A 22,937-nucleotide genomic window follows, 5' to 3' on the forward strand; every position below is an offset into this window, starting at 1 on the left:
TCTGAAATTGGGGTGTCCGGGCGGCCGGGATACCGCTGTATCAATGAACACGAGTGGATCAAGCCGGGCGGCTACCTCTCGGGGATGATCGCGCGTCCGCCTGTCGCCGGACGGCGGATATGGCGGTCGGCGGATAACGTCGGGCCATGACTGGTGAGCATCCCGCGCTCGTGCTGCGTGGTCTGGCCAAGCGGTTCGACGGAACGGTCGCGGTCGCCGGCGTCGACCTGGACGTACCGGCCGGGTCCTTCTACGGACTGCTCGGCCCGAACGGCGCCGGCAAGACCACCACCCTCTCGATGGCGGTCGGCCTGTTACGGCCGGATGCCGGCTCGGCATGGGTGCTCGGCCAGGACGTGTGGCGCGATCCGGTCACGGCCAAGCAGTTGCTCGGCGTGATGCCCGACGGTGTACGGCTGTTCGACCGGCTCAGCGGCGCGGAACTGCTGGCGTACCACGGGCTGCTGCGGGGGATGGACCCGGCGGTGGTCGACCAGCGGGCCGCGGAGCTGCTGGACGTTCTGGCGCTCAGCGACGCCGGCCGGACGCTGGTGGTGGACTACTCGGCGGGCATGAAGAAGAAGATCGGCCTGGCCTGCGCGTTGCTGCACGGCCCCCGCGTGCTGGTGCTGGACGAGCCGTTCGAGGCGGTCGACCCGGTGTCGGCGGCGCTGATCCGCGACATTCTCACCCGGTACGCGGCCGGAGGCGGCACGGTGGTCTTCTCCAGTCACGTGATGGAGGTCGTCGAGCGGTTGTGCTCGCACGTGGCGATCCTGGCCCAGGGCACCATCAAGCGGGTCGGCACGATCGCGGACGTCCGGGGCGACCGGTCACTGGAACAGGTCTTCGTCGAGGTGGTCGGCGGGCGTACCGCGACCGGTGACGAGTTGTCATGGCTGTCTCGGTGAACCGGGCCACCGCGGCCACCGCGCCCGAGGCCCCGGCGCGAAGGGTCTCCGCGCGGCACTTCGTACGGCTCAAGCTGCGGGTGATGGGCAACAACTTCCGGGGTCAGGGCTGGCGGATCGCGATGTTCGTCGGCGGGGCGCTGGTCGGTCTCTGGTTCGCGGCCAGTGGCTTTTTCCTGTTCGCCGCGCCGGGCCTGGCGGGCAACGGTCAGTACGCCGTGCTAGTCGCGGCAGCCGGCGGGGGCCTGCTGGTGCTCGGTTGGCTGCTGCTGCCGCTTGTCTTCTTCGGGGTGGACGAGACACTCGACCCGGCCCGGTTCGCGCTGCTGCCGCTGCCGCGCCGCACCCTCGTCGTCGGCCTGTTCGCCGCCGCGCTGGTCAGCGTTCCGGTACTGGCGGTGACGGTCGCCTCGCTGGGGCTGGTGCTGACCGCCTGGGCGCTAGGCGGTTGGTCCGCGGGCCTGGTGGCCGTGCTCGGCGTACTCGGCGGGTTGTTGCTCTGCGTGGCCGCGAGCCGGGCGGTGACCAGCGCCTTCGCCAGCATGCTGCGGTCCCGTCGGGTACGCGACCTGGCTGCCGTGCTGCTGGCGGTGACCGCCGCGCTGCTCGGCCCGTTGCAGGTCTTCGGCCTGGCCGCGCTCCGTGAGGCGGACTGGGACCGCCTGACCGGTGCCGCCTCGGTGCTGGGATGGACACCGCTCGGAGCCCCCTGGACCGCCGGCATCGACGTGGCGCAGGGACGGGTGTGGGCCGCCCCGCTCAAGCTGCTGATCACGGCGGCGGCGATCGGCGCTCTGCTGGCCTGGTGGTCGCGGTCGCTGGAGTCGGCGATGGTCGGCTCGGCGACCGCCGGCCGCGCGCCGGCCCAGCGGGGTGTCAGCGGCGCTCCGGTCGCCCAACTGTTCCCACGCGTCGCGAGCTGGGTACGACGCGACCGCTTCGGAGCGCTCGTCGCCCGGGAGGCGCGTTACTGGTGGCGGGACGCGCGACGCCGGGCGAACCTGATCACGATCGCGGTGGTCGGCATCTTCGTGCCCGTCCTGGTCAACGTCATGGGCGGCGACTTCGCGGCCCCCGAGAACGGTGGATTCACGGCGGCGGCCAAGGACAGCTCGCCGGTCGTGGTCACCATCTCGCTGCTCTTCGTCGGCGTACTCGCCTCGGTCACCCTGGCCAACCAGTTCGGCTTCGACGGCAGCGCGTACGCCGCGAACGTCGTGGCCGGCGTGCCCGGGCGGGTTGAGCTGCGTGCACGGATGACCGCGTTCTCGCTGTACGTCCTGCCGCTGCTGGTGCTCGTCTCGGTGGTGCTGTCGATACTGCTCAGCCGCCCGGAGTGGATCGGGCTGATGGTGGGCAGCCTGGTCGCCACCTACGGCGCCGGGCTAGCGGTGAGCAGTTTCGTGTCGGTGCTCGGGGCGTACTCGCTGCCGGAGACGAGCAACCCGTTCGGCATGAACAGCGGCGCGGGCATGGCGAAGGGTCTGCTCACCCTGCTCGCCATGATCACCACGGGAGTCATCGCGGTGCCGATGGTGGTGGCCGCCGCGCTGCTCGGCGACGCCTGGCTCTGGCTGGCCCTCCCGCTCGGCACGGCGTACGGGCTGGGCGCGGCTCTGCTCGGCGCGTACCTGGCCGGTGACGTCCTGGACCGGCGTCAGCCGGAACTGCTGGCCACCGTCACGCCACGGCGCTAGGCGACCGGGCCGCGAGCTGAGTGGGCGGCGAGGAAATCGGTCCAGGCCGACGGGCTGAACGTGAGCACCGGGCCGGACCGATCCTTGCTGTCCCGCACCAACACGACACCCGGCAGATTGTCCGCCACCTCGACACACGCGCCACCTGTGTCGCCGGACCTGGTCGACGTTCGCCAACGCGGATGAGCAAGGGTCATGGCGTCACCTTCAGCTTCCGGATCAGATCCAGCGAAGCGCTCGTGGGCAGCGCTTCGCCGAGCAGGCTATCCCATTTCCGACCTATCAGACGCACGACGTCCGGGTCGTCGATGACGTGTCCTCGGGCGACGTCTTCCACGTAGGTCACCCGCTCCCCGTCCGGCAGTTCGGCGAGCAGGAAGCCACCGGTCAACCCGACGTGGGCCCCGATGTCGAGCGAGACGATGTGCAGCCTGACGCTCGGCATGGTGGCGAGTTCCATCAGTCGGCCAAGCTGCGCGTCGAGCACTTCCGGCCCGCCTACCGGACGTCGCAGAGCAGCCTCGTCCAGGACGAACACGCACTGGGGCGGCTCGGCGCGCTGCCAGAGCCGCTGCCGGTCGAGTCGAACCCCGACCAACTCATCCACCACATCGGCAGGGTTCAGGCCCCCGGCGGAGATCACCGCTCGGGCGTAGTCCTCGGTTTGCAGCAGACCAGGAATCAGACAGGGCTCGAATTCGCAGAGGCGAATCGCATGCTCCTCGTGGTGGCGCCAAGGGACGAACCATGTGGGTAGCCGCTGGCGATCGGCAGCCGACAGGAGTTCGGCGAGGAGGCCGCCGGTGGTCAGGGCTTCGTCGGCGGCCACCGCGAATTCCATCGTCGGCCGGCGGCGGCCGGTCTCGATGGCGGCCACCGTGGACGGACTCCACCTGATCAGGGTCGCCAGAGCTTCCTGGGACACGTCGGCGCCGGCTCGGGCGGCCTTCAACGCCCGTACCCACATCTCGATGTTCATCCTTACCTCTCCGGTAAGTACGTGACTGCGCTGCGTAGTAAGCCCTGGAATCCTCCCGTGTCCGCGCCGCGCCGTCCAGGGTGGAGAGCACGCGGCCCGGCCGGTGGAGGCGATGACCCGACGGCTGGTCCTGCGTCGGGCCGCCCCGGTCATTCCCCCGATCGGGGCGGCCCTCGTCGACTGGTAGGAGGTCAGCCGTGGTCGGGTTCATTCCTGGTCGGGGCGGGACGCGGTGGTCGTACTCGATGAGGAACGTGGCGGCGACGGCCGTGCCGGGCGCGATCGAGCCAGCACGCGGCGGCGCGGCGCGACGCGCCCGAGGACCTGACATCCCGACGAGCGTGATGCCTGACAGGCATCAAGATGACTCACCGGCATCACGCTCACTGAGGTACTTCCTCCCCCGGGCCGCCGGAGGTGTGGGGTGAGTCGGCCGCACCTGCCGATGCGACCGCTGTGGCGGTGTCGGGGCTGCGGCGCGCCGTGGCCCTGCCAGCCGGCGCGGCTCGCGTTGCTGGCCGAGTACCGGGACGACCGCACGGCGCTGCTGTTCTACCTGGGCACGCTGATGGCGGAGGCGGGCGACCAACTCGCCCGCCTGAACGGGCGACCGGCCGATCTGCACGCGCGCTTCGTCGGTTGGGCGCGGGGCCGGGGCGGCACAATGTTTCACGTGAATCATGAGCCGGGCGCCGAGATCCACCACACCGACCCGTTCGCGGTGCCGACCGGGCAGCGGTCACCGGCCCGCCGGCTGCGGGGTCGGCTCGCCGCGCCGGTGACCCTCTGGACGGCGCCCGGCCCGGCGGGCCTGACGGTGTCGTCGACGCTGGTCGCGGAGGGGGAGCCGGACCGGCTGCTCGGACTGATCGACCCGGAGTCCGACCTCTGGGCGGCCGTCGAGGGGACGGGTCGGTTCGCCGTCGCGCCGCTCGGCCCGCCGCACCGGCAGCTCGCCGACCGCTTCGCCGGCCTCTTCCCCGCGCCGGGAGGACTCTTCGCCGGCGGTTCGTGGACCGACACGCCCTACGGGCCGGTGCCGTCCGACGCCGGCGGCTGGGCGGGGTGCCGGCTCGACACCGCCCGTGAGTACGGCTGGGGCCTGCTGGTGGAGGCCACGATCGAGGCTGTCGACCTGACCGGGGACACCAGCCCGCTGCTGCACTACCGGGGCCGATACCACGAGCTGCCGGGCTGACCAGGGGCCCTCGACGCCCAACCGGTCACCGGGGTGACCTGGGTCACTCGGCGCACCCAGCCAACCGCTCGGCGCAGTCGGCGACCGGCATCGATCTCGACCTTCCCCGTCGGGGAGCGCGCCTCCTACGGTGCGCGCAACTACCCCCGACGCCTGTGAAGGTGGTGATCCACAGATGTCCACGGACACACCCGCGCCGACCGCTTCCCAGCCGGACAAGTACCTGGCAGTACAACAGTCAGACGAGTTCGCCGGGTTGCGGCGCGCGTTGCGCGGCTTCGTCTTCCCGATGACCGTCGCGTTCTTCCTGTGGTATGCGCTCTACGTCATTCTCTGCGCCTATGCCCGGGACTTCATGGGCACGAAGCTGTTCGGCAGCAACATCAACGTTGCGCTGATCTTCGGCCTGCTCCAGTTCGTCTCGACGTTCGTGATCGCGTGGCTCTACTCCCGGTACGCGGACCGGAAGATCGACCCGGTCGCCGACCGCATCCGTGCCGAGATCGGGGAGGTGACCCATGACAACGGTCCACGCGGCTGACCTGCTCCTCGCGGCCGACGCGACGAACCACACGGCCCGCAACCTGACCATCACGCTGTTCCTGGTGTTCGTGGCGGTGACCCTGGGCATCACCATCTGGGCCAGCCGGCAGACCAAGACGGCCACCGACTTCTACGCGGGCGGCCGCTCCTTCTCCGGTTTCCAGAACGGCATGGCGATCGGCGGCGACTACATGTCGGCCGCCTCGTTCCTGGGCATCGCCGGCATCATCGCGCTGTACGGCTACGACGGCTTCCTCTACTCGATCGGCTTCCTGGTCGCCTGGCTCGTCGCCCTCCTGCTGGTCGCGGAACTGCTGCGCAACTCCGGCCGGTACACGATGGCCGACGTGCTGGCGTTCCGGATGCGGCAGCGTCCGGTGCGTACGGCGGCTGCCGTCTCCACCATCACCGTGTCGATCTTCTACCTGCTCGCCCAGATGGTCGGGGCCGGCGCGCTGGTCGCGCTGCTGCTCGGCATCAAGCCGGGCACCACCTTCCTCGGCATGGACGCCGCCACCGCCAAGGTCGCGACCATCATCATGGTCGGCGCCCTGATGATCATCTACGTGACCGTGGGTGGCATGAAGGGCACCACGTACGTGCAGATCGTCAAGGCGTTCCTGCTGATGAGCGGCGCGCTGCTGATGACCGTGCTGGTGCTGGCGAAGTACCACTTCAACCTGTCCGAGCTGCTCGGCGCCGCCGCCGCGGCTTCCGGCAAGGGCCAGGCCACCCTGGAACCGGGCCTGCGGTACGGGGTGGAGGTCGCCGGAAACGCCAAACAGACGTTCTACAACAAGATGGACCTGCTCTCGCTCGGCATCGCCCTGGTGCTCGGCACGGCCGGTCTGCCGCACATCCTGATCCGCTTCTACACCGTGCCGACCGCCAAGGCGGCCCGTAAGAGTGTGCTCTGGGCCATCGGCATCATCGGCACCTTCTACCTGCTCACCCTGGCCCTCGGCTTCGGCGCGGCGGCGATGGTGGGCGGTGCGGCGATCACCGCACAGGACAAGGCCGGCAACACCGCCGCGCCGCAGTTGGCCGAGGCGCTCGGCCTGGAGTTCTTCGGCGGTGAACTGGGTGGCGCAGCCCTGCTGGCGATCATCGCGGCGGTCGCCTTCGCCACCATCCTGGCCGTGGTCGCCGGGTTGACCCTGGCCTCCTCGTCCAGCCTGGCCCACGACTTCTACGCGAACGTCCTGAAGAAGGGCGAGACGTCCGAGCGCCAGGAGGTACGGGTCGCCCGGATCTCCGCCCTGGTCATCGGCGCGGTCTCGATCCTGCTGTCGATCTACGCGCAGAACCTCAACGTGGCGTTCCTCGTGGCGCTGGCCTTCGCGGTCGCCGCCTCGGGCAACCTGCCGGCGATCCTCTACAGCCTGTTCTGGAAGCGGTTCAACACCTCCGGAGCGGTGTGGGCGATCTACGGCGGTCTGGTCTCGGCCGTGGTGCTGGTGTTCTTCTCACCGGTCGTGTCGGGCGCAGCGACGTCGATGTTCCCGGATCACGACTGGCAGTGGTTCCCGCTGTCCAACCCGGGCATCCTGTCCATCCCGTTCGGGTTCCTCTGCGGGTTCGTCGGCACGCTCATCTCGAAGGAGCACGACGAGGCCAAGTACGCCGAGCTGGAGGTCCGCTCCCTCACCGGCGCGGGCGCCCACTGATCGAGGCGCTGGGCCCCCTGTCGACGCCACGCGTCCACAGGGGGCCTCTCGCTGTTCAGGGAGATCGGTAGGCTGACCGGCATGAAGGTTGCTGAGCGCTTCGGTTCCGGTCACCGCGTTCTCGTCACCGGCGGCGCCGGTTTCGTCCCGTCGCACCTGGTCGACTCCCTGATCGCCCGGGGCTGCACGGTGGTGGCACTGGACAACTTCGTCACCGGTTCCAAGGAGAACGTCGCCCACCTGCTGGACCGGCCAACCTTCACCCTGGTCGAGGCGGACATCTCCGACGGGCTGCCGACGCACCACCCCGCGCTGGCCGAGCGCTTCGACGCGATCCTGCACATGGCCTCCCCGGCCAGCCCCACGGACTTCGCCCAGCTACCGGTGGAGATCCTCCGGGTCGGCTCGGTGGGCACCCTGCACCTGTTGGACCGCGCGGTCGCCGACGGCGCCCGGTTCCTGATGGCCTCCACCTCCGAGGCGTACGGGGACCCGAAGGAGCACCCGCAGCGCGAGACCTACTGGGGCAACGTCAACCCCATCGGCGTCCGCAGCGTCTACGACGAGGCGAAGCGCTTCTCCGAGGCGGCCACGATGGCGTACCACCGCTACCGGGGGCTGGACGCCGCGATCGTGCGGATCTTCAACACGTACGGCCCGCGGATGCGCCCGGACGACGGTCGCGCCATCCCCACCTTCATCTCCCAGGCGCTGCGCGGCGAGCCGATCACCGTGCACGGCACCGGCAACCAGACCCGGTCGATCTGCTTCGTCGAGGACCTGGTGCGCGGCATCCTGCTGCTGCTCGACTCGACCGAGACCGGCCCGGTCAACTGCGGCACCGAACACGAGATGTCCATGCGTCAACTCGCCGAGTTGATCGTGTCGCTCTCCGACAGCAGCTCGCAGGTGACGTACATCACGCGCAGCGCCGACGACCCGGAGATGCGCCGCCCCGACCTGACCCTCGCCCGTGACCTGCTCGGATACGAGCCGACCGTGGCGCCCGAAGACGGCCTTCGACGCACGATCGAGTACTTCCGGGCGCGGCTAGGGTAACCGGTTCGAGGCGGACCGCCAGTCGCTGAGTGTCGCCTGAGGGCGGCACTGGCCCTCGCTACGTACCCTGACTTACATGTCAGGGACCTCTGCCGGCGTTCCCCACCCGTACCTGCACCGCAGCGCCGGACGCGCCTCGGTGCCCGGCCCCGACCGGGGCGCCTCCGGACGCGCGCGTCCGGCCGAGGCGCGCTGGTACCCGTCGCACGACGACCGGCAGGTAGGTCCGGGCGGCCCGGTGGGGCCGACGGGACCTGGCGGGCCGGGTGGCTCCGGCGGGTCGGGACGGCGTGGGCCACGGCCGCGGTGGGGACGGATCGGCCTGGTGGCCGGCATCACGGTGCTGGTGTTGGCGCTGCTCGGCGGCCTGGGCGCGTGGCTGTACGCGCGCAACCTCAACAACGACCTGGCCCGCACCGACCCCTTCGCGGAGATCACCGGCGGTCGGCCGGCGAAGCCCGTCGACGGCGCGTTGAACATCCTGCTGGTCGGCAGCGACTCCCGGGACCCGGACGCGCCGGTCGACAGCAAGAGCAAGTGGCGGGCCGACACGATCATCGTGATGCACATCCCCGCCGACCACCAGGAGGCTTACCTGGTCTCCATCCCGCGTGACCTGTACGTGCCGATCCCGGAGAGCGCGGGCGCGGACTGCGGCTCCGGCCAGCGCGCGAAGATCAACGCCGCGTTCGCCTTCGGTGGCCTGCCGCTGGCGGTCCGTACCGTCGAGTGCTTCAGCGACGTACGGATCGACCACGTCATGGCGATCGACTTCGGTGGGTTCAAGGAGGTCACCGACGCCCTGGGCGGGGTGGACCTGAAGGTCGAGCGGACGATCACCTCGATCCACAAGCCGTACCGGACGTTCACCAAGGGCACCAACCACATGGACGGCGCGGAGGCGCTGGACTGGATCCGGCAGCGCAAGCAGTTCCCGGAGGGCGACTTCGCCCGGATGCGCCACCAGCAGGAGTTCCTGCGGGCGCTGATGGACAAGGCGGCGAGCACCGGCACCCTGGCGAACCCGAAGAAGCTCAACGACTTCCTCAAGTCGGTGACCGCGGCGGTGACCGTCGACCAGGGTTTCTCGTTGACCGATATGGCGGTGCAGTTCCGCAACCTGCGCGGGGAGAACCTGACATTCCTGACCAGCCCGAACTCGGGCAGCGACACGATCAACGGCGAGTCGGTGGTGGTTTCGGACCGGGAGAAGGCGCTCGCGATGTACAAGGCCATGTCGGCGGACACCATGGCGGACTGGGTGAAGGCCAACCCGCCGAAGAACTCCGACGGCGGCTGAGCGCAGGGATGGCACGGCGGTCCACCCAACGCGAGACCGACTCACCGTTTCGGTGATCGAGTACGACCGATCGCCCGGTTGACGGGACCTGTCGTCCCAATTGAGTCCAGATGAACTCGCAAAGTCGAATTGATGTACGTACAGTGGTGCCGCCCCCTCCTGATCACGAGCTGGAGCACGAATGCCGGTTCAGGCCAGCCGTCGCCCTCCGTCCACGAAATCCGCCGCACAGAGCGGCCGCATCGCCGCGTCCATACCGGTGCAGCCCGGCCGGTCGGGCGGTGGTCCAGGCGGTCGCCCGCCGGGTGACAGCGGCAGCCGGACGGGCGGTAAGGGGCCGGCGAAGAAGCGGCCCCGGCGCAAGGATCCGCTCTGGGCCCGCCTCACCGTGATCTTCGGTGCGGTGCTGATGCTCAGCAGCGGGGTGGCGATCGTCGGCTCGAAGGTGCTGATCGGTCAGGCCACCGGCGACATCGCCCAGCGCAACCTGCTCGGTGACGCCGGCAAGACCGACGCCGAGGGCGGCGCGAGCCTGGACGGCCCGATCGACATGCTGCTGCTCGGCGTGGACGCGCGGGAGCGGTGGGCCGCCGACGACGTCCGGTCGGACAGCATCATCATCCTGCACATCCCGGCCTCGCACGACCAGGCGTACCTGATCTCGATCCCGCGGGACACCGAGGCGCAGATCCCGCCCTTCAAGAAGAGCGGCTTCACCGGCGGCACCGACAAGATCAATGCTGCGTTCCAAGCCGGTGCCCGCAACGGCGGCGGCTGGGAGGGTGGCGCCCAGCTGATGGCCCAGACGATCAAGCGCCTCACCGGGGTCAGCTTCGACGGCGCGGCGATCATCAACTTCGGCGGCTTCAAGAACGTCATCGACACGCTGGGCACGGTCAAGATCTGTGTCAGCCACGAGGTCAAGTCGCATCACATGTCGTACGTCGACGGCAAGCCGATGTGGAACGCCGACGCCAAGAAGACCGGCAAGTCGATGACCCCGGTGGTGCACAAGAAGGGCTGCCAGGAGATGGAGGGCTGGGCCGCGCTCGACTACGCCCGGCAGCGCTACGGCCTCCCCGGCGGCGACTACGACCGGCAGCAGAACCAGCAGCAACTGATCAAGGCGATGGCCCGCAAGGCCACCGACGGCGGCATGCTGACCAACCCGGCCAAGATGAACTCGTTGATCAAGGCGGCCGGCAAGGCCTTCGTTCTGGACACCGGCGGCGTACCGATCGAGAACTTCATCTTCACCATGCGTGGCGTCACCGCGAACGAGCTGACCATGTTGAAGACCAACAACGGCAGCTTCAACGGCAACGGCAACAACCGTGAGGCGTTGAGCGCGGAGACGATGGAGATGTTCGAGGCGGTCAAGCAGGACAAGCTCGCCGAGTTCGTCTTCACCCACCCCGAGGTGATCTCCGGGCGGAAGTGACGGCCCGGTGTAACCAAGTCGCGGAAAGCCCGGCGACCGTCCCGTCACTGACCGTAGCCTGACGTGAGCAAGGTTCACGTATCGGCTGCGGGGAGGCGGTCACGTCCAGGTGGGGACGGAACGCGGCCGGCCGGGCACGCCCGACCGGGTCGCGCCGCGAGCGCTGGTCACGCCTCCTGCTCGGCGTCGGCCTGGCCCTCGTCCTGCTGGCCGGGCTCGCCGCGGTGGGCCTGAAGACACTGACCCACCGGTACGACCGTACGGTGACCAAGGAGCAGTTGCTCGACGCCGACGCCCGCACCGACCGGACCGACCTGGACGGGGCGCTCAACTACCTGCTGATCGGCACCGACCGGCGCGCCGGCAGCAGCGAACCGGACCAGCGCTCGGACACCATCCTCATCGTGCACGTGCCCGCCGGCCGGCACGAGGCTTACCTGGTCTCCATCCCCCGTGACCTGCTGGTGGCGATCCCGCCGGCGAACGGCTTCGGCGGCGGCCCGGACAAGATCAATGCCGCGTACGAGCATGGCGGCGGCGGACCAGCCGGCACCCGACTGCTCTCGAGCACACTGAACCGGCTCACCGGCATCCGGTTCGACGGCGCCGCCCTGATCGACTTCTCCGGCTTCCGGAAGGTGATCGACCTCCTCGGCGGGGTGCAGATGTGCGTCGACACCGAGGTGCGCTCGATCCACACCAACCGGGTCTTCCCGACCGGCTGCCGGCGCATGGACGGGGCACAGGCGCTCGACTACGTACGGCAGCGCTACGACCTGCCCAACGGCGACTTCGACCGGCAGCGCCACCAGCAGCAACTCCTGCGGGCGATGCTGGACAGCGCCGGCGACGCCGACCTGCGCAACAATCCGGTGAAGCTGGACCAGGTGCTCCGGGCGGTCGGTGGTTCGCTGACCGTCGACACCAACGGCGTACCCCTGGAGGACCTGCTCGTCGCGCTCCGCGCGCTGCCGCCCGACGGGATGCGCGGCGTCCAGGTGCCCTCGTCGCCGCAGACCATCGACCAGGTCTCGTACGTGGTCCTCGACAACGGGGGCGACGGGCTGTTCGAGGCGGTCCGGGGCACCCGCGTACCGGCCTGGGCGCAGGCCAACCCGCGCTGGGTGACCCGGTTGTGACCGTGGCGACGGCCGGGTCGGTGCCGATCCGGCCCCCGAGGATCTAGTGTTGCTTCCTGTGTTCGGACCCCAGGTTCCCACCGTGCCCGTGACCGAGATCGCCGACGACACCTACCTGCTCGACGTGCGGGAGGCCGACGAATGGGCGGCCGGCCACGCCCCCACCGCACACCACCTGCCGATGATGGAGCTGCCCGCGCGGCTGGCCGAGGTGCCAACCGACCGGGACGTGGCCGTCATCTGCCGCTCCGGCGGACGATCCGCCCAGGTCGTCGCCTACCTGATCAACAACGGTTGGGGGCAGGTGCGCAACGCCGACGGCGGGATGCGCCAGTGGGCAGCGGTCGGCCGGCCAGTGGTCGACGCGAACGGGCAGCCCGGCCAGGTCATCTGAGGCGGGCGGGATGGGCGGGCCACTGGTCTTCGCGCACCGCGGCGCCTCGTACGACCTTCCGGAGCACACCCTCGCCGCGTACCTGCGTGCCCTCGACGAGGGCGCCGACGGGCTGGAGTGCGACGTCCGGCTGACCCGGGACGGTCACCTGGTCTGCGTACACGACCGGCGGCTGGACCGCACGAGCAACGGTCGCGGGCTGGTCAGCGCGCGGACCCTCGCCGAATTGGACGCGCTGGACTTCGGGTCGTGGCACCCGGCCAGCGCACCGGGCGGTGACCTGCCGCCGGACGAGTCGCACACCCGGCTGTTGACCCTGGCCCGGCTGCTCGACGCGGTGCTCGCGGCCGGGCGGCCGGTCCGGCTGCTCGTGGAGACGAAGCATCCGTCCCGCTTCGGCTCGCTGGTGGAGCGGCGGCTGATCGACCTGCTGCGGCAGTACGGGCTGGACGACCCGGCGCCGGACGACCCGGTCCAGGTGACCGTCATGTCGTTCTCCCCGCTGGCCGTACGCCGGGTCCGGGAGTTGGCCCCGGCGCTGCCCACGGTGCTGCTGCTGGAGGTGCTTCCGCCCTGGCTGCGGCTGGGCCGGTTGCCGTTCGGCGCCCGCATCGCCGGCCCGGGTATCGGCCTGATCCGGGCCCGCCCCCACCTGCTGCCCGCGCTGCGCGCCGCCGGCAACCAGGTGTACGTCTGGACGGTCAACGAGCCGGCCGACGTGGAGTTGGTGCTGGCCGAGGAGGTGGACGGGATCATCACCGACCGACCGTCGCGCGTCCTGGCCCGGCGGGACCGCTGAACGGGTCTGTCGAGGCGAACGAGCCGCCGCGTACCCGACATCCGGGGGTGCCGAAAGCCGGGCCGGCGGGGCAGACTCGGCACATGCCGGAGCGTATCGATTTTCCCGCTCTTCTCGCCGGCCACACCGTCGTGATCGAGATGATCAACGCAGGGGACGCGGGCCTACCGGTCCTTACCCAGCTTCTCCGGTTGACCCAACCGGCGCTGCGCGCGAGCGGAATGGCGTTCGTCGAGTTCGGTCCGACCGGCGGCCGGGTGATCGCGGCCACCGGCGCGGCGGAGTGGGCGCTCGGCCGCCCGCTCCCGGCGGACGACCCGGACACGGTCCGCCTGCTCTCCGGCCCCCGGGTGAGCCAGGTCCGGGTGACCGACCTCAGCAGCAAGCTCGCCGCCGAACTGGCCGGCAGCGGACTTCGCCGGATGGTGGTGTCCCGGGCCGAGATCGGCGGCCACACCGTCGGCAGCCTGCACGCCCTCTATCCGGGCGACGACGAGCCGGACGCCGAACAGCAGGGGGTCATCGCGTACCTCGCCACGTGCGTCGCCCACATGTACGGCGACCAGAGCGGACTACCGGTGCACGGCGACGGACCGGTGGTGGCGGCACTCGCCGACGGGCTCGCGGTGGTCGACCGGGACGGGCACGTCCGGCTGTGGAACCCGGCCGCCGTCCAGGTCACCGGCCGCACGACGGACCAGGCCCTGAACCGGCCGTTGCCGTTCCCACTGCCGCCCGCGGGTCAGGTCCGCGACCACCGGCTGCCGGACGGACGCTGGCTGCGTATCACCTCCGGCGACCTGCCGGGCCCGGGCGCGCTGCGGGTGGTCACCTTCCGCGACATCACCGACCAGCAGCGCCGCGATCACGACCGGGAGCTGTTCGTCGCGGTGACCAGCCACGAGCTACGCACGCCGGTCACCGTCATCAAGGGGTACGCGGACACCCTCACCGACCACTGGGAGTCGCTGACCGACGGCGACCGGCGGCAGGCCGCCCGGGTGATCGGGCAGCGCGCCAACGAGCTGGCCCGGTTGGTCGACCGGCTGCTCTCCTCGGCGGCCGAGACGGGGCCCGCGGACGAGCCGCCCACCCCGTTCGACCTCGGTGCGGCCCTGCGCGCCGCGGTCGTGGACCTGCCGGCGGAGCTGCGGCACCGGCTGACGCTTCGCCTGCCCGTCGACCTGCCCAAGGCGCTAGGCCACCGTCCCAGCCTGGCCACCGTCCTGACCGAGCTGGTGACCAACGCCGGCAAGTACTCGCCGTCGGGCTCCCCCATCGAGATCACGGCCGGGGTCGACGGTCAGTTGGTCGCGTTCCGGGTGAGTGACCGTGGCATCAGCATCCGCCCGGAGCACGTGGAACGGGCGTTCGACCGGTTCTGGCAGGGCGAGTCCGGTGACCGGCGCGGCTACCCCGGAGCAGGGCTCGGCCTCTATCTCGTCCGCCGGATCGTTGAACAACAGAATGGATGGGTATCCCTACGTCCGAGGACCGACGGCGGTACGGTCGCAGAGGTGCGGCTACCGCGCGGTTGACCAGCGGGGCGGGACGTGGAGGCGGCGGTGGCGACGGCGACGAGGGATCGGGCGTGGTGCGTGGTGGTTCCCCACCATCCCGCCGGCGCACGGCTCGCCCGGCATCGGCTCGCCGACGACCTGGCGAACGTCGTATCCCCGGCGCTCCTCGCGGACCTGATCGCGGTGCTCGCCGAACTGGTGGGCAACTCGGTCCGGCACGCCCGCCCGCTGCCCGGCGGCGTGGTCCGGGTGGCCTGGCGGCTACGGCCGTCCGCCGACGGCCCACGGATCCAGTTGCGGGTGACCGACGGCGGCGCGGCCACCGGCCCACGCATCCGCACCGCCGGCCTGGACTCGGCGGACGGGCGGGGTCTGCACATCGTGGCCGGCCTGGCGACCCGCTGGGGCGTCGAGCGGGACGGCATGGGCCAGCGCGTCTGGGCGGAGTTCGACCCCACTCCCCGGCTGGTGGCGAACTAGGGCCTCTTTCACAAGGGCGGTCGAGACCGGGCGGCGATCCGGCAGGTCGCGGTGGCGGGTCCGGGCCACCGTGCGGGGCCGAGGGCTCTAGGCTGTGACGCCGTGAGCAAGCGTCGAAAGAGCCAGCGAGCAGCCACCGACACCACTCCCCGTCGGGACAAGGTGCGGGACGTCTTCGTGCCGCGCCCCTTCGAGGGCCTGGTCGACGAGCCCGAGTGGATCGCGCTGCGCGAGCTGGTGCCCGCCGCGTCCGCCCCGCTGCGACTGGCGCCCGCCCTGGTCGAGGAGTTCGGGGACCGGTCGGCGACCCTGGCCACGGTGCTTCCGATGGCCGCGCCGGCCGTGAGCAAGCCGGACGGCCACGTGCTCATCGGTCTGCAGCGCCACCAGCAGTCCGGCGACGTCTCCCGGGACCTGGCCGAGGCGCTCCTTTGCGCGCTGCGTACCGGGCCGGGCCGCCAGGTGTCCGTACCGCCGCTGCCCGGCCCCGGGCCCCGACTTCAGGACATCCTCGTCGACGGCCCGCTCGAGATCACCATGCACGACGGGTTCGAGTTCTGGCTCGATCCCGGCGCGACCGACGATCCGAGCGTCCAGGCGTCCCTGGAGCGGGCGAACGCCGCCATCTACCCGACCGTGCGGATGACCTCCGCGAAGGCCGCGTACTGGTGCCAGGTCCCCGAGAAGGCGCACGTGCGCTGGGTGCTGCCGGACGACGAGGACGCCGCCCTCGACGCGCTGGCCCGGCTCGGTGCGGCCGGCACGCTGACGCTCGGCGACCAGACCAAGTTCGCCGGGATGTTCCGCGCCCACGGCCGGCTCGTACCCGTCTGGGACCTGCCCGAAAAGGCGCCGGCGGGCGAGTGGGAGGACCCGGTCGCGCAGTTCGCCAAGCGGTACGCGGAGGCCCTTGCCAGCACCGAGGCGCTGGACGCCGCCGGCCGGCGTGCCCGCCAGGGGCTGCTCGGCCGCCAGCTCACCCTGCGCTGACCCGGGCCCGCTGCCCGTAGGGCCGTGCACGGGCAGCGGGTGGCCCGGCTCAGCCGTGCACGGGCAGCGGGTGGCCCGGCTGAGCCGTGCACGGGCAGCGGGTGGCCCGGTTCAGCGGCGGGCGGGCAGCGGCTCGCGGACGATGGGGCAGGACATGCAGCGCGGGCCGCCCCGGCCCGAGCCCAACTCCGAACCGGCGATCGGGATGACCTCGATGCCGGCCCGCTCCAACTGCGCGTTGGTCTCGGTGTTGCGCTCGTATCCGACGCAGAGCCGGGGCGCGAGGGCGAGGGTGTTGTTGCCGTCGTCCCACTGCTCGCGTTCCGCCGTCACCGGGTCAAGGCCGGTGTCGATGACCCGGAGCTGGTCCAGGTCCATCGCGTCGGCGGCGGCCCGCAGGAAGGGCGCCGGGCCGTCCACCCGCGGGTCCTCGCCGTCCGCGCCGGCGATGACGGTGTACGCCGAGAGCGTGCTGGCGATGTTCGGATACATCAGGACGGCGTCGACGTCGACCATCGTGCAGACGGTGTCCAGGTGCATCGTGGCGCGTTTCTGGGCGATCGGCACCACCAGGATGGTGTGGGCCAGACCGGCGGCGAAGACCTGCCGGCCGAGGCGTTCCGCGCCCGCCGGGGTGGTCCGCTCGCCCACGCCGACCGCCAGCACGCCCGGTGCGAGCAGCAGGACATCCCCGCCCTCCAGGTGTTCCAGGTCGGGACGGTAGACGAACCCGGTGCCGGCGAACCGTGGGTGGTGCCGGTAGATGGCGTCGGTCAGGGTGGTCTCCCGCCGGCGGGCTGGCATGGCGAGGCTGGTGACACCGACCCGGTCGCCGATCCACAGCGATGAGTCCCGGGTGAAGAGCAGGTTGGGCAGCGGGTCGATGACGAAGTCGTGCCGGTCCATCAGGGTGTAGACGAGCCCGCCGGGGCGCTCCGAACTGATCCGCAGTTCCTCGTGGGCCAGCCCGGCGGTGAGCACGTCGGCCAGCGCGACCGGGTCCAGGTAGGTGAGGTGCTCGGCGACCCGGGCGCGGAGCGTGTCGCCGAGGCGGCGCGAGCGCAGCACCTGCTCGGTCAGTTCGGCGCGGGCGTCCTCGACGGCCAGCGTCTCGGCCAGCAGGGTGGCGAGGTAGAGCACCTCGACCCCGCGTTCGCGCAGGGCGGCCGCGAAGGCGTCGTGCTCCTCCTGGGCGCGTCCGACCCAGGGGATCGCGTCGAACAGGAGCGAGTCGTTGTTGCGCGGGGTGAGCCGGGCCAGTTCCGGGCCGGGCCGGTGCAGCAGAACGGTGCCGAGCCGGCCGACTTCACTGTCGACGTAGTGGGTCACCCCCGCAGCGTAGGGCAGGGTTTGGCGGCATCCGAGAAAAGAACTGTGGATGAATATGGCATTCATCCACAGTCACTCCGGCGCTCCGGCTTGCCGAACACCCACAGTGGCAACGTAGTGTAGTGAGGAGATAACTTCGAGGGACCTTTTGCCGGAGGTCGACGACGATGACTGTCTTTCCCGCACGACGAGCCGTACCGACCGCCCGGGCACTGCCGCCCATCGCGGTGCCCCACCCCCGCGTCGAGACGCCGGGGGCTCTGGAACCGGTCCGCCCCACACCGCTCGAGTGGGCCCGACGCCGCCGTGCCGAACGGGGCGCCCGTCGGCTGGAGGCGGCCGGCGCGCGGGCACTCGGTCAACTCGACCACCTCGGGCCGTCCTGGCACGTCATCGAGTGGCCCCGCACCGACGTGGCGGACGTCCTGCTCGACCGCGCCCAGGACGACCGTGCCGGTTTCCTCGCCATCGGGCCGAGCGGCCTGTTCGCGGTGACCATCGCCGACCACGGCCGGGCACGGGTGCTCGTCGCCGGGGACGTCGTGCAGATCAACGGGAAGCGGCCCCCGTACGTCACCGAGGCCCGGCGGGACGCCAAGCGCGCCAGCAAGGCCCTCTCCGACGCGGTGGGGCTGACCATCCCGGTGACGCCCGTGCTGACCTTCGTGGGTTCCGGCGTGATCAGCGTCTACGGCCTCCCGAAAGACTGCCTCATGGCCACCCACCGGGAGCTGGACCGTCTCCTCGTGGCCGGTGGCAACCGGATCAGCCCGACCACCGCCGAGAAGCTGGCACGGGTGGCACAGCACCCGAGCACCTGGCTGAACGGCACGTACCGTCCATCGGCCGACTACCGGTGGTACGAGGAGGGCCGAACGGCCGCTGACAAGGCGGCCCACCACCGGTAACGTCACCGGCGACGCCACGCGGCCCCGGTCCCCCACCTACCCACCGGCTCCCGCGCCGTCGCCGGCCGCCCAGGATTCTCCGCTGCGGTGCGGTGACCCGGCTCGCTCGGTGAATCCGTCGTCGACCGGCTAGCGTGGACAGTCCGTCGTTGTACATAGGAGGCGCGGTGGCCCACGTCGAACTCTCGCTCTCGGAAGTGTTCGTGCCGTCGGCGCGAGCCTCGACAGAGCACGAGTTCGACAATGTCGGCCAGTGGTCCTCGACCGTCGGCCGGGCGGACGAGCCCTGCCTGCTGATCGACGCCGACACCCGCGTGGTGGCCATCTCCACCGCCGGCTGCCAGTTGCTCTGCCTGGGCGAGCCCGCCCGACTGATCGGGCGGCCGCTGCTCGACGGCGGCCTGCGCCTGCTCGACTTCACGGCCAACCGGGGCGAGCTGACCGAGGCCGAGATCGACAAGATCCCGCCCCTGCTGGCGCTCTCCTCCGGCCGGCTCGCCCGTGGCCTGCTGCGGGTACAGGCCGCCTCCACCGGCAGCCCCGACGCCACGGTCGACGCGATCTCCACCCCGCTGCTCTGCGACGGGGCCGTGGCGGGCTCGCTTACCTTCTTCTCCGAGGTCTGACCTGCGGCGGGATGTGGCGCTCGCCGCACGCGGCGATGCCCGGGTGGGCTGGGTTCCACGCCGTAAGGTGCCCTCATGCTCGATATCACTGTGCTGCCGGGGGAGTACGCCGTGTGCCGGCTGGGCGCCGGCGCGGCCCTGCCGGACGCGTTGTCGAGCGGGCTGAGTCGCGCCGACGTGGTCACGGTGAGCTGGACCGCCGACGGGATCTCGGTGATCTGCCCGGCCGATCGGCTGCCCGACGAGGCCGTGGTGGAGACCGTCTGGCGCTGCCTGCGCGTCTCCGGCCCGGCAGGCATGGACGGCACGGGAACCCTCGCGGCGCTCGTGGATCCGCTCGCCGCGGCCCGGGTCAGCGTGGTCACCTTCTCCACCTTCGACACCGACTACGTGCTGGTGCCGGCCGTCCGGCTGACCGAGGGCACGACGGCGTTGGAGCGCGCCGGACACCGCGTCCTCGGCTGAGCTTCACCCGACCGACCGCTCGCCCTACGATGGGCTCGGCCACCCCGGCCGCGACGTATCCCGATGTCCCGAGGATCGGCCGTGCCGTTCACCCCACCCCGCCATCCGGCTGCCCCCACCGCCACCGCGCCCGCGTGGGCCGCGCTGCTGGCGCTTTTCGTGATCGGAACGCTGACCGGCTGCGGCGCACCTCCGGAGCTGCGTGACCCGTCCGGCGTGCCCACCGTGGCCGGCAGCCCGCGGCCGTCCGGCCCGACCGGCGTACCGACGGGCACACCCTCGACCGCGCCGACCGCGCCGCCACCCGCCACCGGCTCGGCCACCCCGGACCCCGGCCAGGTGGCGACGACCTGCCGGAACGGGCCGACCGGGCAACGGGTGGTGCAGTTGCTGCGTGGACGCGCCTCGGTGCTCCCGGACAACGTCCGGGTCCGGGTCCGCACCGGCCCGCTGTGCGCCGGGGACTGGCAGTACACCGTGCTGGAGGTGACCGGGCACGAGGAGCTTCAGGTCGTCACCCAGGGGCGACCCACCGCGCTGGAACTGGTCACCGCCGGCACGGACGTGTGCACCGTCGAGGTGCGGGCCATCGGGCCGGCCGGCATCCGTACGCTCGCCTGCGATCCCTCTCCGGCGGTCGGGCCGGGTGCGTAGTCTGGGCGGCATGCCCGGAACACCACCTACGCGCTTCGTCTACCTCGGCCCCGAGGGCACCTTCGCCGAGCAGGCGCTGCGCACCATCCCCGCCGCCGAACACGGCTCCCGCACGCCGGCCCGCAGCGTCGGGGAGGCGTTGGACAGCATCCGGGCCGGGGAGGCCGACGCGGCGCTCGTACCGCTGGAGAACTCGATCGGCGGTGCGGTCGGCGTCACCCTCGACGAGATCGTCGAGGGTGAGCCACTGGTGATCACCCGCGAGGTGATCCTGCCGGTGGAGTTCGTGCTCGCCGCGCGTGCGGGCACCGCGCTGTCGACGGTCCGCTCGATCGCGGCACACCCGCAGGCGTCCACCCAGTGCCGGGGCTGGCTGCGGGACCACCTGCCCGACGCGACGGTCGTCGACGTCCTCTCCAACGGCGCGGCGGCGGCCGGCGCCGGGTCCGGCGAGTACGACGCGGCGATCTGCGCGCCCATCGGGGCGGCCCGGCACCGCCTCACGCTGCTCGCCGACAAGATCGCTGACCACCCCGACGCGGTGACCCGGTTCGTGCTGGTCTCCCGTCCCGGGCCACCCCCACCGCCGAGTGGCGACGACCTCACCTCGCTGGCCGTCTACATCGCTCACGACCGGGTGGGCGCGCTGCTGTCGGTGCTGGTCGAGCTGGCCGTACGGGGGGTGAACCTGACCCGGATCGAGTCCCGCCCCACCGGTGAGGCGCTGGGCCGGTACGTCTTCTTCCTCGACTGCACCGGGCACGTGGCCGACGTACGCCTGGGTGAGGCGTTGCAGGGGCTGCGCCGGGTGTGTGCGGAGGTCCGTTTCCTCGGGTCCTATCCCCGGCACCGTTGGGTCGAGGCCGGCGAGCGGCGTGTGCCCGCGCCGGCCGGCCTGTCGGACGTCGACTACGCCGACGCGGCGGCCTGGCTGGCACGGCTGCGCACCGGCGAGATGAGCTGACCGGGGCGAACGCCGCGCCCCGGCCGCGTGGACGCTCAGCTCAGCAGACCGCCGAGCAGGCCGCCCTCCTGCTGCTGCTGACCGCTGCCCATGACGGGCGGCTCCTCGGACGGCTGCACCACGACGAAGCCCTGACCGGCGAAGCTCATGGTGAACGACTCGCCGGTGCGCCGACCGAGCAGCGTGCCGAGACCGAGCTGCTCGGCACGGTGGTAGCCGGTCTGGAGGTTGGCCGACCAGCAGACGGCGGCCTGCGGGTCGACGTACGTCGGGGCGTCCACGTTGAGCACGACCGGGGTGCCCCTGGTCGTGATGGCGATCCGGCCGTACCCGCTGAACACGCAGTTGAACAGCCCGGACGAGGAGGCCATGCCGGCGCCGCCGACCATCCTGATGTCGTACTGGAGGGTCGAGTCGAAGGCGAGCACGCTGGAACCGTTGATGGAGAGCGCGTCGCCCGGCTCCAGGTCGATGATGTGGACGTCCTTGGCCAGCTCGGCGAGGAAGACGTCACCCTGGCCGGTGACCTTCATCAGCGGGACGCCCTCGCCGGTGAGCTTCTGCTTGAGGAACTTGCCGAGGCCGCCCGATCCCAGGGCCTGGAACTGCACGTTGCCCTGGTAGGCGACCATCGAGCCGACCCGGGCCATCGCCTCGCCGTTGAGCTCGATCTTCAACATCTTGGAGTTCTGCAGACGCATGCCGGCCTGCGCCGACTCCTTCTCCAGATTCTCCGCCGAGAACAGCTCGCTGCGCATGAAAGGTGCCTCCTGAAATGGTCGCGGTCGCTGCACCGACCGTAGGTGACCACGGCAACCAGAGGTGATCGGTTCAGCGGCTCGCGCGTCAGCCCCAGCCCAGGGCGTGCAGCCGCTCGTCGTCGATGCCGAAGTGGTGGGCGATCTCGTGCACCACGGTCACCGCCACCTCGTCGACGACGTCCTCGTCGTTGTCGCAGATCCGCAGGATCGGGTGACGGTAGATGAAGATCCGGTCCGGCAGTACGCCGGAGTAGTCCCAGCCCCGGTTGGTGAGCGCGTGCCCCTCGTAGAGGCCGAGCAGGTCGGTCTCGCCCGGCGGTGGGTCGTCCTCGACCAGGATCACCACGTTGTTCATCAGGCCGAGAAGCTCTTCGGGCACCTCGTCGAGGGCGTCAGCGACCAGCTCCTCGAAGCGCTCGCGGGTCATCTCCACCGGCACGACGTTCATTCTGCCCGACGCGGGACCGATCGGCCGGGTCGCGCTCGGCGACCCGGGCCGAGGTCCACGTGTGCGGGTCGCCGGGTCAGGCGGCCAGGCGGGCGGTGAGGGTGATCTCGGCGCCCGGCGAGAGCAGGCGGGAGATCGGGCAGTTGGCCTTGGCGGCCTCGGCGAGCTTCTGGAACTCGGCCTCGTCGACGCCGGGCACCTGGCCGACGGTCTCGAGGTCGATCCGGGTCACGCTGAACCCGGCGTCGGTCTTGTCCAGGTGGACCTTGGCGGTGGTCTCGACCGAGGTGGGCGTGGTGCCGGCGTCGGCGAGGGCCTTCGAGAACGCCATCGAGAAGCAGCCCGCGTGCGCGGCGGCGATCAGCTCCTCGGGGTTGGTGCCCTCGCCCTCCTCGAAGCGCGACTTGAAGGAGTAGTTGCCGGACAGGCCGCCCTTACCGGTGCGGACGGTGCCGGAACCCTCGGTGAGATTGCCCTGCCATTGTGCGGAAGCGGTACGGATAGGCATGTTGGAAACGCTAGCGGATACCTGACTCCCGGGCGACCGACCAGCACCGACGACCGTGCTGCGATTCCCGTCACGGTGATCGGCGGCGGCGGCGGACGGCGGCGGGCGGCGTCGGCCTGCGCGGTGTCGACGGCAGCGGCACGACCAAGGGCTGTGC

General features: G+C 71.2%; 25 protein-coding genes. 19 read left to right on the plus strand and 6 right to left on the minus strand.

Features of this window, described 5'->3' with window-relative positions:
• The first annotated feature begins 146 nt into the window (after window positions 1-146).
• Both ACTFTM_RS00560 and ACTFTM_RS00565 read left to right on the plus strand, forming a co-directional pair.
• Complete coding sequence (locus ACTFTM_RS00560; protein ID WP_449563942.1) at window positions 147-911, plus strand: ABC transporter ATP-binding protein; 765 nt, start codon at window positions 147-149, stop codon at window positions 909-911.
• Window positions 896-2,608 carry an ABC transporter permease gene (locus ACTFTM_RS00565; protein WP_449563943.1) on the plus strand — a complete coding sequence of 571 codons (1,713 nt, stop codon included), beginning with the start codon at window positions 896-898 and terminating at the stop codon, window positions 2,606-2,608. Before ACTFTM_RS00560 ends, ACTFTM_RS00565 begins: the two co-directional genes overlap by 16 nt.
• Here the strand turns inward: ACTFTM_RS00565 and ACTFTM_RS00570 are convergent.
• Both ACTFTM_RS00570 and ACTFTM_RS00575 read right to left on the minus strand, forming a co-directional pair.
• Window positions 2,605-2,805, minus strand: a complete 201-nt coding sequence (locus ACTFTM_RS00570; protein ID WP_449563944.1) for a DUF397 domain-containing protein — start codon at window positions 2,803-2,805, stop codon at window positions 2,605-2,607. The two genes, ACTFTM_RS00565 and ACTFTM_RS00570, sit on opposite strands and share 4 nt — an antisense overlap.
• Window positions 2,802-3,587, minus strand: a complete 786-nt coding sequence (locus ACTFTM_RS00575; protein ID WP_449563945.1) for a helix-turn-helix domain-containing protein — start codon at window positions 3,585-3,587, stop codon at window positions 2,802-2,804. Before ACTFTM_RS00575 ends, ACTFTM_RS00570 begins: the two co-directional genes overlap by 4 nt.
• A 445-nt stretch (window positions 3,588-4,032) precedes the next feature.
• Between ACTFTM_RS00575 and ACTFTM_RS00580 the strand changes: the two genes are divergently transcribed.
• From ACTFTM_RS00580 to ACTFTM_RS00635, 12 genes are all read left to right on the plus strand, one after another.
• A complete protein-coding gene (locus ACTFTM_RS00580) occupies window positions 4,033-4,785 on the plus strand; it encodes a flavin reductase family protein (RefSeq protein ID WP_449566499.1) in 753 nt (250 codons plus the stop codon).
• A gap of 175 nt (window positions 4,786-4,960) precedes the next feature.
• A complete protein-coding gene (locus ACTFTM_RS00585; RefSeq protein ID WP_449563946.1) occupies window positions 4,961-5,326 on the plus strand; it encodes a DUF485 domain-containing protein in 366 nt (121 codons plus the stop codon).
• The gene (locus ACTFTM_RS00590; protein ID WP_449563947.1) at window positions 5,304-6,995 is read left to right on the plus strand and encodes a solute symporter family protein; all 1,692 of its coding nucleotides are present in this window, start codon (window positions 5,304-5,306) and stop codon (window positions 6,993-6,995) included. The genes ACTFTM_RS00585 and ACTFTM_RS00590 overlap by 23 nt, the downstream gene beginning before the upstream one ends.
• An 81-nt stretch (window positions 6,996-7,076) precedes the next feature.
• Window positions 7,077-8,054, plus strand: coding sequence for an NAD-dependent epimerase/dehydratase family protein (locus tag ACTFTM_RS00595; protein ID WP_449563948.1), 978 nt, complete (start codon window positions 7,077-7,079; stop codon window positions 8,052-8,054).
• Window positions 8,055-8,130: 76 nt separating this feature from the next.
• Complete coding sequence (locus ACTFTM_RS00600; RefSeq protein WP_449563949.1) at window positions 8,131-9,354, plus strand: LCP family protein; 1,224 nt, start codon at window positions 8,131-8,133, stop codon at window positions 9,352-9,354.
• Between the two features lie 181 nt (window positions 9,355-9,535).
• Complete coding sequence (locus ACTFTM_RS00605) at window positions 9,536-10,795, plus strand: LCP family protein (RefSeq protein WP_449563950.1); 1,260 nt, start codon at window positions 9,536-9,538, stop codon at window positions 10,793-10,795.
• A gap of 224 nt (window positions 10,796-11,019) precedes the next feature.
• Window positions 11,020-11,934, plus strand: coding sequence for an LCP family protein (locus tag ACTFTM_RS00610; protein ID WP_449563951.1), 915 nt, complete (start codon window positions 11,020-11,022; stop codon window positions 11,932-11,934).
• Window positions 11,935-11,992: 58 nt separating this feature from the next.
• The gene (locus ACTFTM_RS00615; protein ID WP_355048654.1) at window positions 11,993-12,328 is read left to right on the plus strand and encodes a rhodanese-like domain-containing protein; all 336 of its coding nucleotides are present in this window, start codon (window positions 11,993-11,995) and stop codon (window positions 12,326-12,328) included.
• 10 nt (window positions 12,329-12,338) lie between these two features.
• Window positions 12,339-13,127, plus strand: coding sequence for a glycerophosphodiester phosphodiesterase (locus ACTFTM_RS00620; protein ID WP_449563952.1), 789 nt, complete (start codon window positions 12,339-12,341; stop codon window positions 13,125-13,127).
• 83 nt (window positions 13,128-13,210) lie between these two features.
• Window positions 13,211-14,665 carry a PAS domain-containing sensor histidine kinase gene (locus ACTFTM_RS00625; protein WP_449563953.1) on the plus strand — a complete coding sequence of 485 codons (1,455 nt, stop codon included), beginning with the start codon at window positions 13,211-13,213 and terminating at the stop codon, window positions 14,663-14,665.
• A gap of 60 nt (window positions 14,666-14,725) precedes the next feature.
• The gene (locus ACTFTM_RS00630; RefSeq protein ID WP_449566500.1) at window positions 14,726-15,127 is read left to right on the plus strand and encodes an ATP-binding protein; all 402 of its coding nucleotides are present in this window, start codon (window positions 14,726-14,728) and stop codon (window positions 15,125-15,127) included.
• Between the two features lie 102 nt (window positions 15,128-15,229).
• Window positions 15,230-16,117 carry a DUF5926 family protein gene (locus tag ACTFTM_RS00635; protein ID WP_449563954.1) on the plus strand — a complete coding sequence of 296 codons (888 nt, stop codon included), beginning with the start codon at window positions 15,230-15,232 and terminating at the stop codon, window positions 16,115-16,117.
• A 111-nt stretch (window positions 16,118-16,228) separates the two neighbouring features.
• Here the strand turns inward: ACTFTM_RS00635 and ACTFTM_RS00640 are convergent, their stop codons facing one another.
• Window positions 16,229-17,446 (minus strand): arginine deiminase, encoded by a 1,218-nt coding sequence (locus ACTFTM_RS00640; protein WP_449563955.1) that lies wholly within the window; start codon window positions 17,444-17,446, stop codon window positions 16,229-16,231.
• 167 nt (window positions 17,447-17,613) lie between these two features.
• Here ACTFTM_RS00640 and ACTFTM_RS00645 point away from each other — a divergent pair, with 167 nt between their 5' ends.
• From ACTFTM_RS00645 to pheA, 5 genes are all read left to right on the plus strand, one after another.
• Window positions 17,614-18,354 carry a hypothetical protein gene (locus tag ACTFTM_RS00645; RefSeq protein WP_449563956.1) on the plus strand — a complete coding sequence of 247 codons (741 nt, stop codon included), beginning with the start codon at window positions 17,614-17,616 and terminating at the stop codon, window positions 18,352-18,354.
• Between the two features lie 167 nt (window positions 18,355-18,521).
• Window positions 18,522-18,980 carry a hypothetical protein gene (locus ACTFTM_RS00650; RefSeq protein WP_449563957.1) on the plus strand — a complete coding sequence of 153 codons (459 nt, stop codon included), beginning with the start codon at window positions 18,522-18,524 and terminating at the stop codon, window positions 18,978-18,980.
• A 75-nt stretch (window positions 18,981-19,055) separates the two neighbouring features.
• Window positions 19,056-19,445, plus strand: a complete 390-nt coding sequence (locus ACTFTM_RS00655) for an ACT domain-containing protein (RefSeq protein ID WP_449563958.1) — start codon at window positions 19,056-19,058, stop codon at window positions 19,443-19,445.
• A 63-nt stretch (window positions 19,446-19,508) separates the two neighbouring features.
• On the plus strand, window positions 19,509-20,099 hold the full coding sequence (locus ACTFTM_RS00660; RefSeq protein ID WP_449563959.1) for a hypothetical protein: 591 nt from the start codon (window positions 19,509-19,511) through the stop codon (window positions 20,097-20,099).
• Window positions 20,100-20,109: 10 nt separating this feature from the next.
• Complete coding sequence (pheA, locus tag ACTFTM_RS00665) at window positions 20,110-21,063, plus strand: prephenate dehydratase (protein WP_449563960.1); 954 nt, start codon at window positions 20,110-20,112, stop codon at window positions 21,061-21,063.
• A 35-nt stretch (window positions 21,064-21,098) separates the two neighbouring features.
• On the opposite strand, the gene ACTFTM_RS00670 is transcribed toward pheA, so the two are convergent.
• The 3 genes from ACTFTM_RS00670 to ACTFTM_RS00680 form a co-directional block, all read right to left on the minus strand.
• A complete protein-coding gene (locus ACTFTM_RS00670) occupies window positions 21,099-21,821 on the minus strand; it encodes an AIM24 family protein (protein WP_449563961.1) in 723 nt (240 codons plus the stop codon).
• A gap of 88 nt (window positions 21,822-21,909) precedes the next feature.
• Window positions 21,910-22,257, minus strand: a complete 348-nt coding sequence (locus ACTFTM_RS00675; protein ID WP_449566501.1) for a metallopeptidase family protein — start codon at window positions 22,255-22,257, stop codon at window positions 21,910-21,912.
• A 91-nt stretch (window positions 22,258-22,348) separates the two neighbouring features.
• Window positions 22,349-22,780, minus strand: a complete 432-nt coding sequence (locus ACTFTM_RS00680; protein ID WP_355048644.1) for an OsmC family protein — start codon at window positions 22,778-22,780, stop codon at window positions 22,349-22,351.
• Window positions 22,781-22,937: the final 157 nt, after the last annotated feature.

The organism is Micromonospora sp. RB23 (genome assembly GCF_053585025.1).

Bases quoted from the DNA above. Each gene is read 5' to 3' on its own strand.
- ACTFTM_RS00560 (WP_449563942.1), top strand. From the start codon at position 147: ATGACTGGTGAGCATCCCGCGCTCGTGCTGCGTGGTCTGGCCAAGCGG.
- ACTFTM_RS00565 (WP_449563943.1), top strand. From the start codon at position 896: ATGGCTGTCTCGGTGAACCGGGCCACCGCGGCCACCGCGCCCGAGGCC.
- ACTFTM_RS00570 (WP_449563944.1), bottom strand. From the start codon at position 2,805: ATGACCCTTGCTCATCCGCGTTGGCGAACGTCGACCAGGTCCGGCGAC.
- ACTFTM_RS00575 (WP_449563945.1), bottom strand. From the start codon at position 3,587: ATGAACATCGAGATGTGGGTACGGGCGTTGAAGGCCGCCCGAGCCGGC.
- ACTFTM_RS00580 (WP_449566499.1), top strand. From the start codon at position 4,033: ATGCGACCGCTGTGGCGGTGTCGGGGCTGCGGCGCGCCGTGGCCCTGC.
- ACTFTM_RS00585 (WP_449563946.1), top strand. From the start codon at position 4,961: ATGTCCACGGACACACCCGCGCCGACCGCTTCCCAGCCGGACAAGTAC.
- ACTFTM_RS00590 (WP_449563947.1), top strand. From the start codon at position 5,304: ATGACAACGGTCCACGCGGCTGACCTGCTCCTCGCGGCCGACGCGACG.
- ACTFTM_RS00595 (WP_449563948.1), top strand. From the start codon at position 7,077: ATGAAGGTTGCTGAGCGCTTCGGTTCCGGTCACCGCGTTCTCGTCACC.
- ACTFTM_RS00600 (WP_449563949.1), top strand. From the start codon at position 8,131: ATGTCAGGGACCTCTGCCGGCGTTCCCCACCCGTACCTGCACCGCAGC.
- ACTFTM_RS00605 (WP_449563950.1), top strand. From the start codon at position 9,536: ATGCCGGTTCAGGCCAGCCGTCGCCCTCCGTCCACGAAATCCGCCGCA.
- ACTFTM_RS00620 (WP_449563952.1), top strand. From the start codon at position 12,339: ATGGGCGGGCCACTGGTCTTCGCGCACCGCGGCGCCTCGTACGACCTT.
- ACTFTM_RS00625 (WP_449563953.1), top strand. From the start codon at position 13,211: ATGCCGGAGCGTATCGATTTTCCCGCTCTTCTCGCCGGCCACACCGTC.
- ACTFTM_RS00645 (WP_449563956.1), top strand. From the start codon at position 17,614: ATGACTGTCTTTCCCGCACGACGAGCCGTACCGACCGCCCGGGCACTG.
- ACTFTM_RS00655 (WP_449563958.1), top strand. From the start codon at position 19,056: ATGCTCGATATCACTGTGCTGCCGGGGGAGTACGCCGTGTGCCGGCTG.
- ACTFTM_RS00660 (WP_449563959.1), top strand. From the start codon at position 19,509: ATGTCCCGAGGATCGGCCGTGCCGTTCACCCCACCCCGCCATCCGGCT.
- pheA (WP_449563960.1), top strand. From the start codon at position 20,110: ATGCCCGGAACACCACCTACGCGCTTCGTCTACCTCGGCCCCGAGGGC.
- ACTFTM_RS00670 (WP_449563961.1), bottom strand. From the start codon at position 21,821: ATGCGCAGCGAGCTGTTCTCGGCGGAGAATCTGGAGAAGGAGTCGGCG.
- ACTFTM_RS00680 (WP_355048644.1), bottom strand. From the start codon at position 22,780: ATGCCTATCCGTACCGCTTCCGCACAATGGCAGGGCAATCTCACCGAG.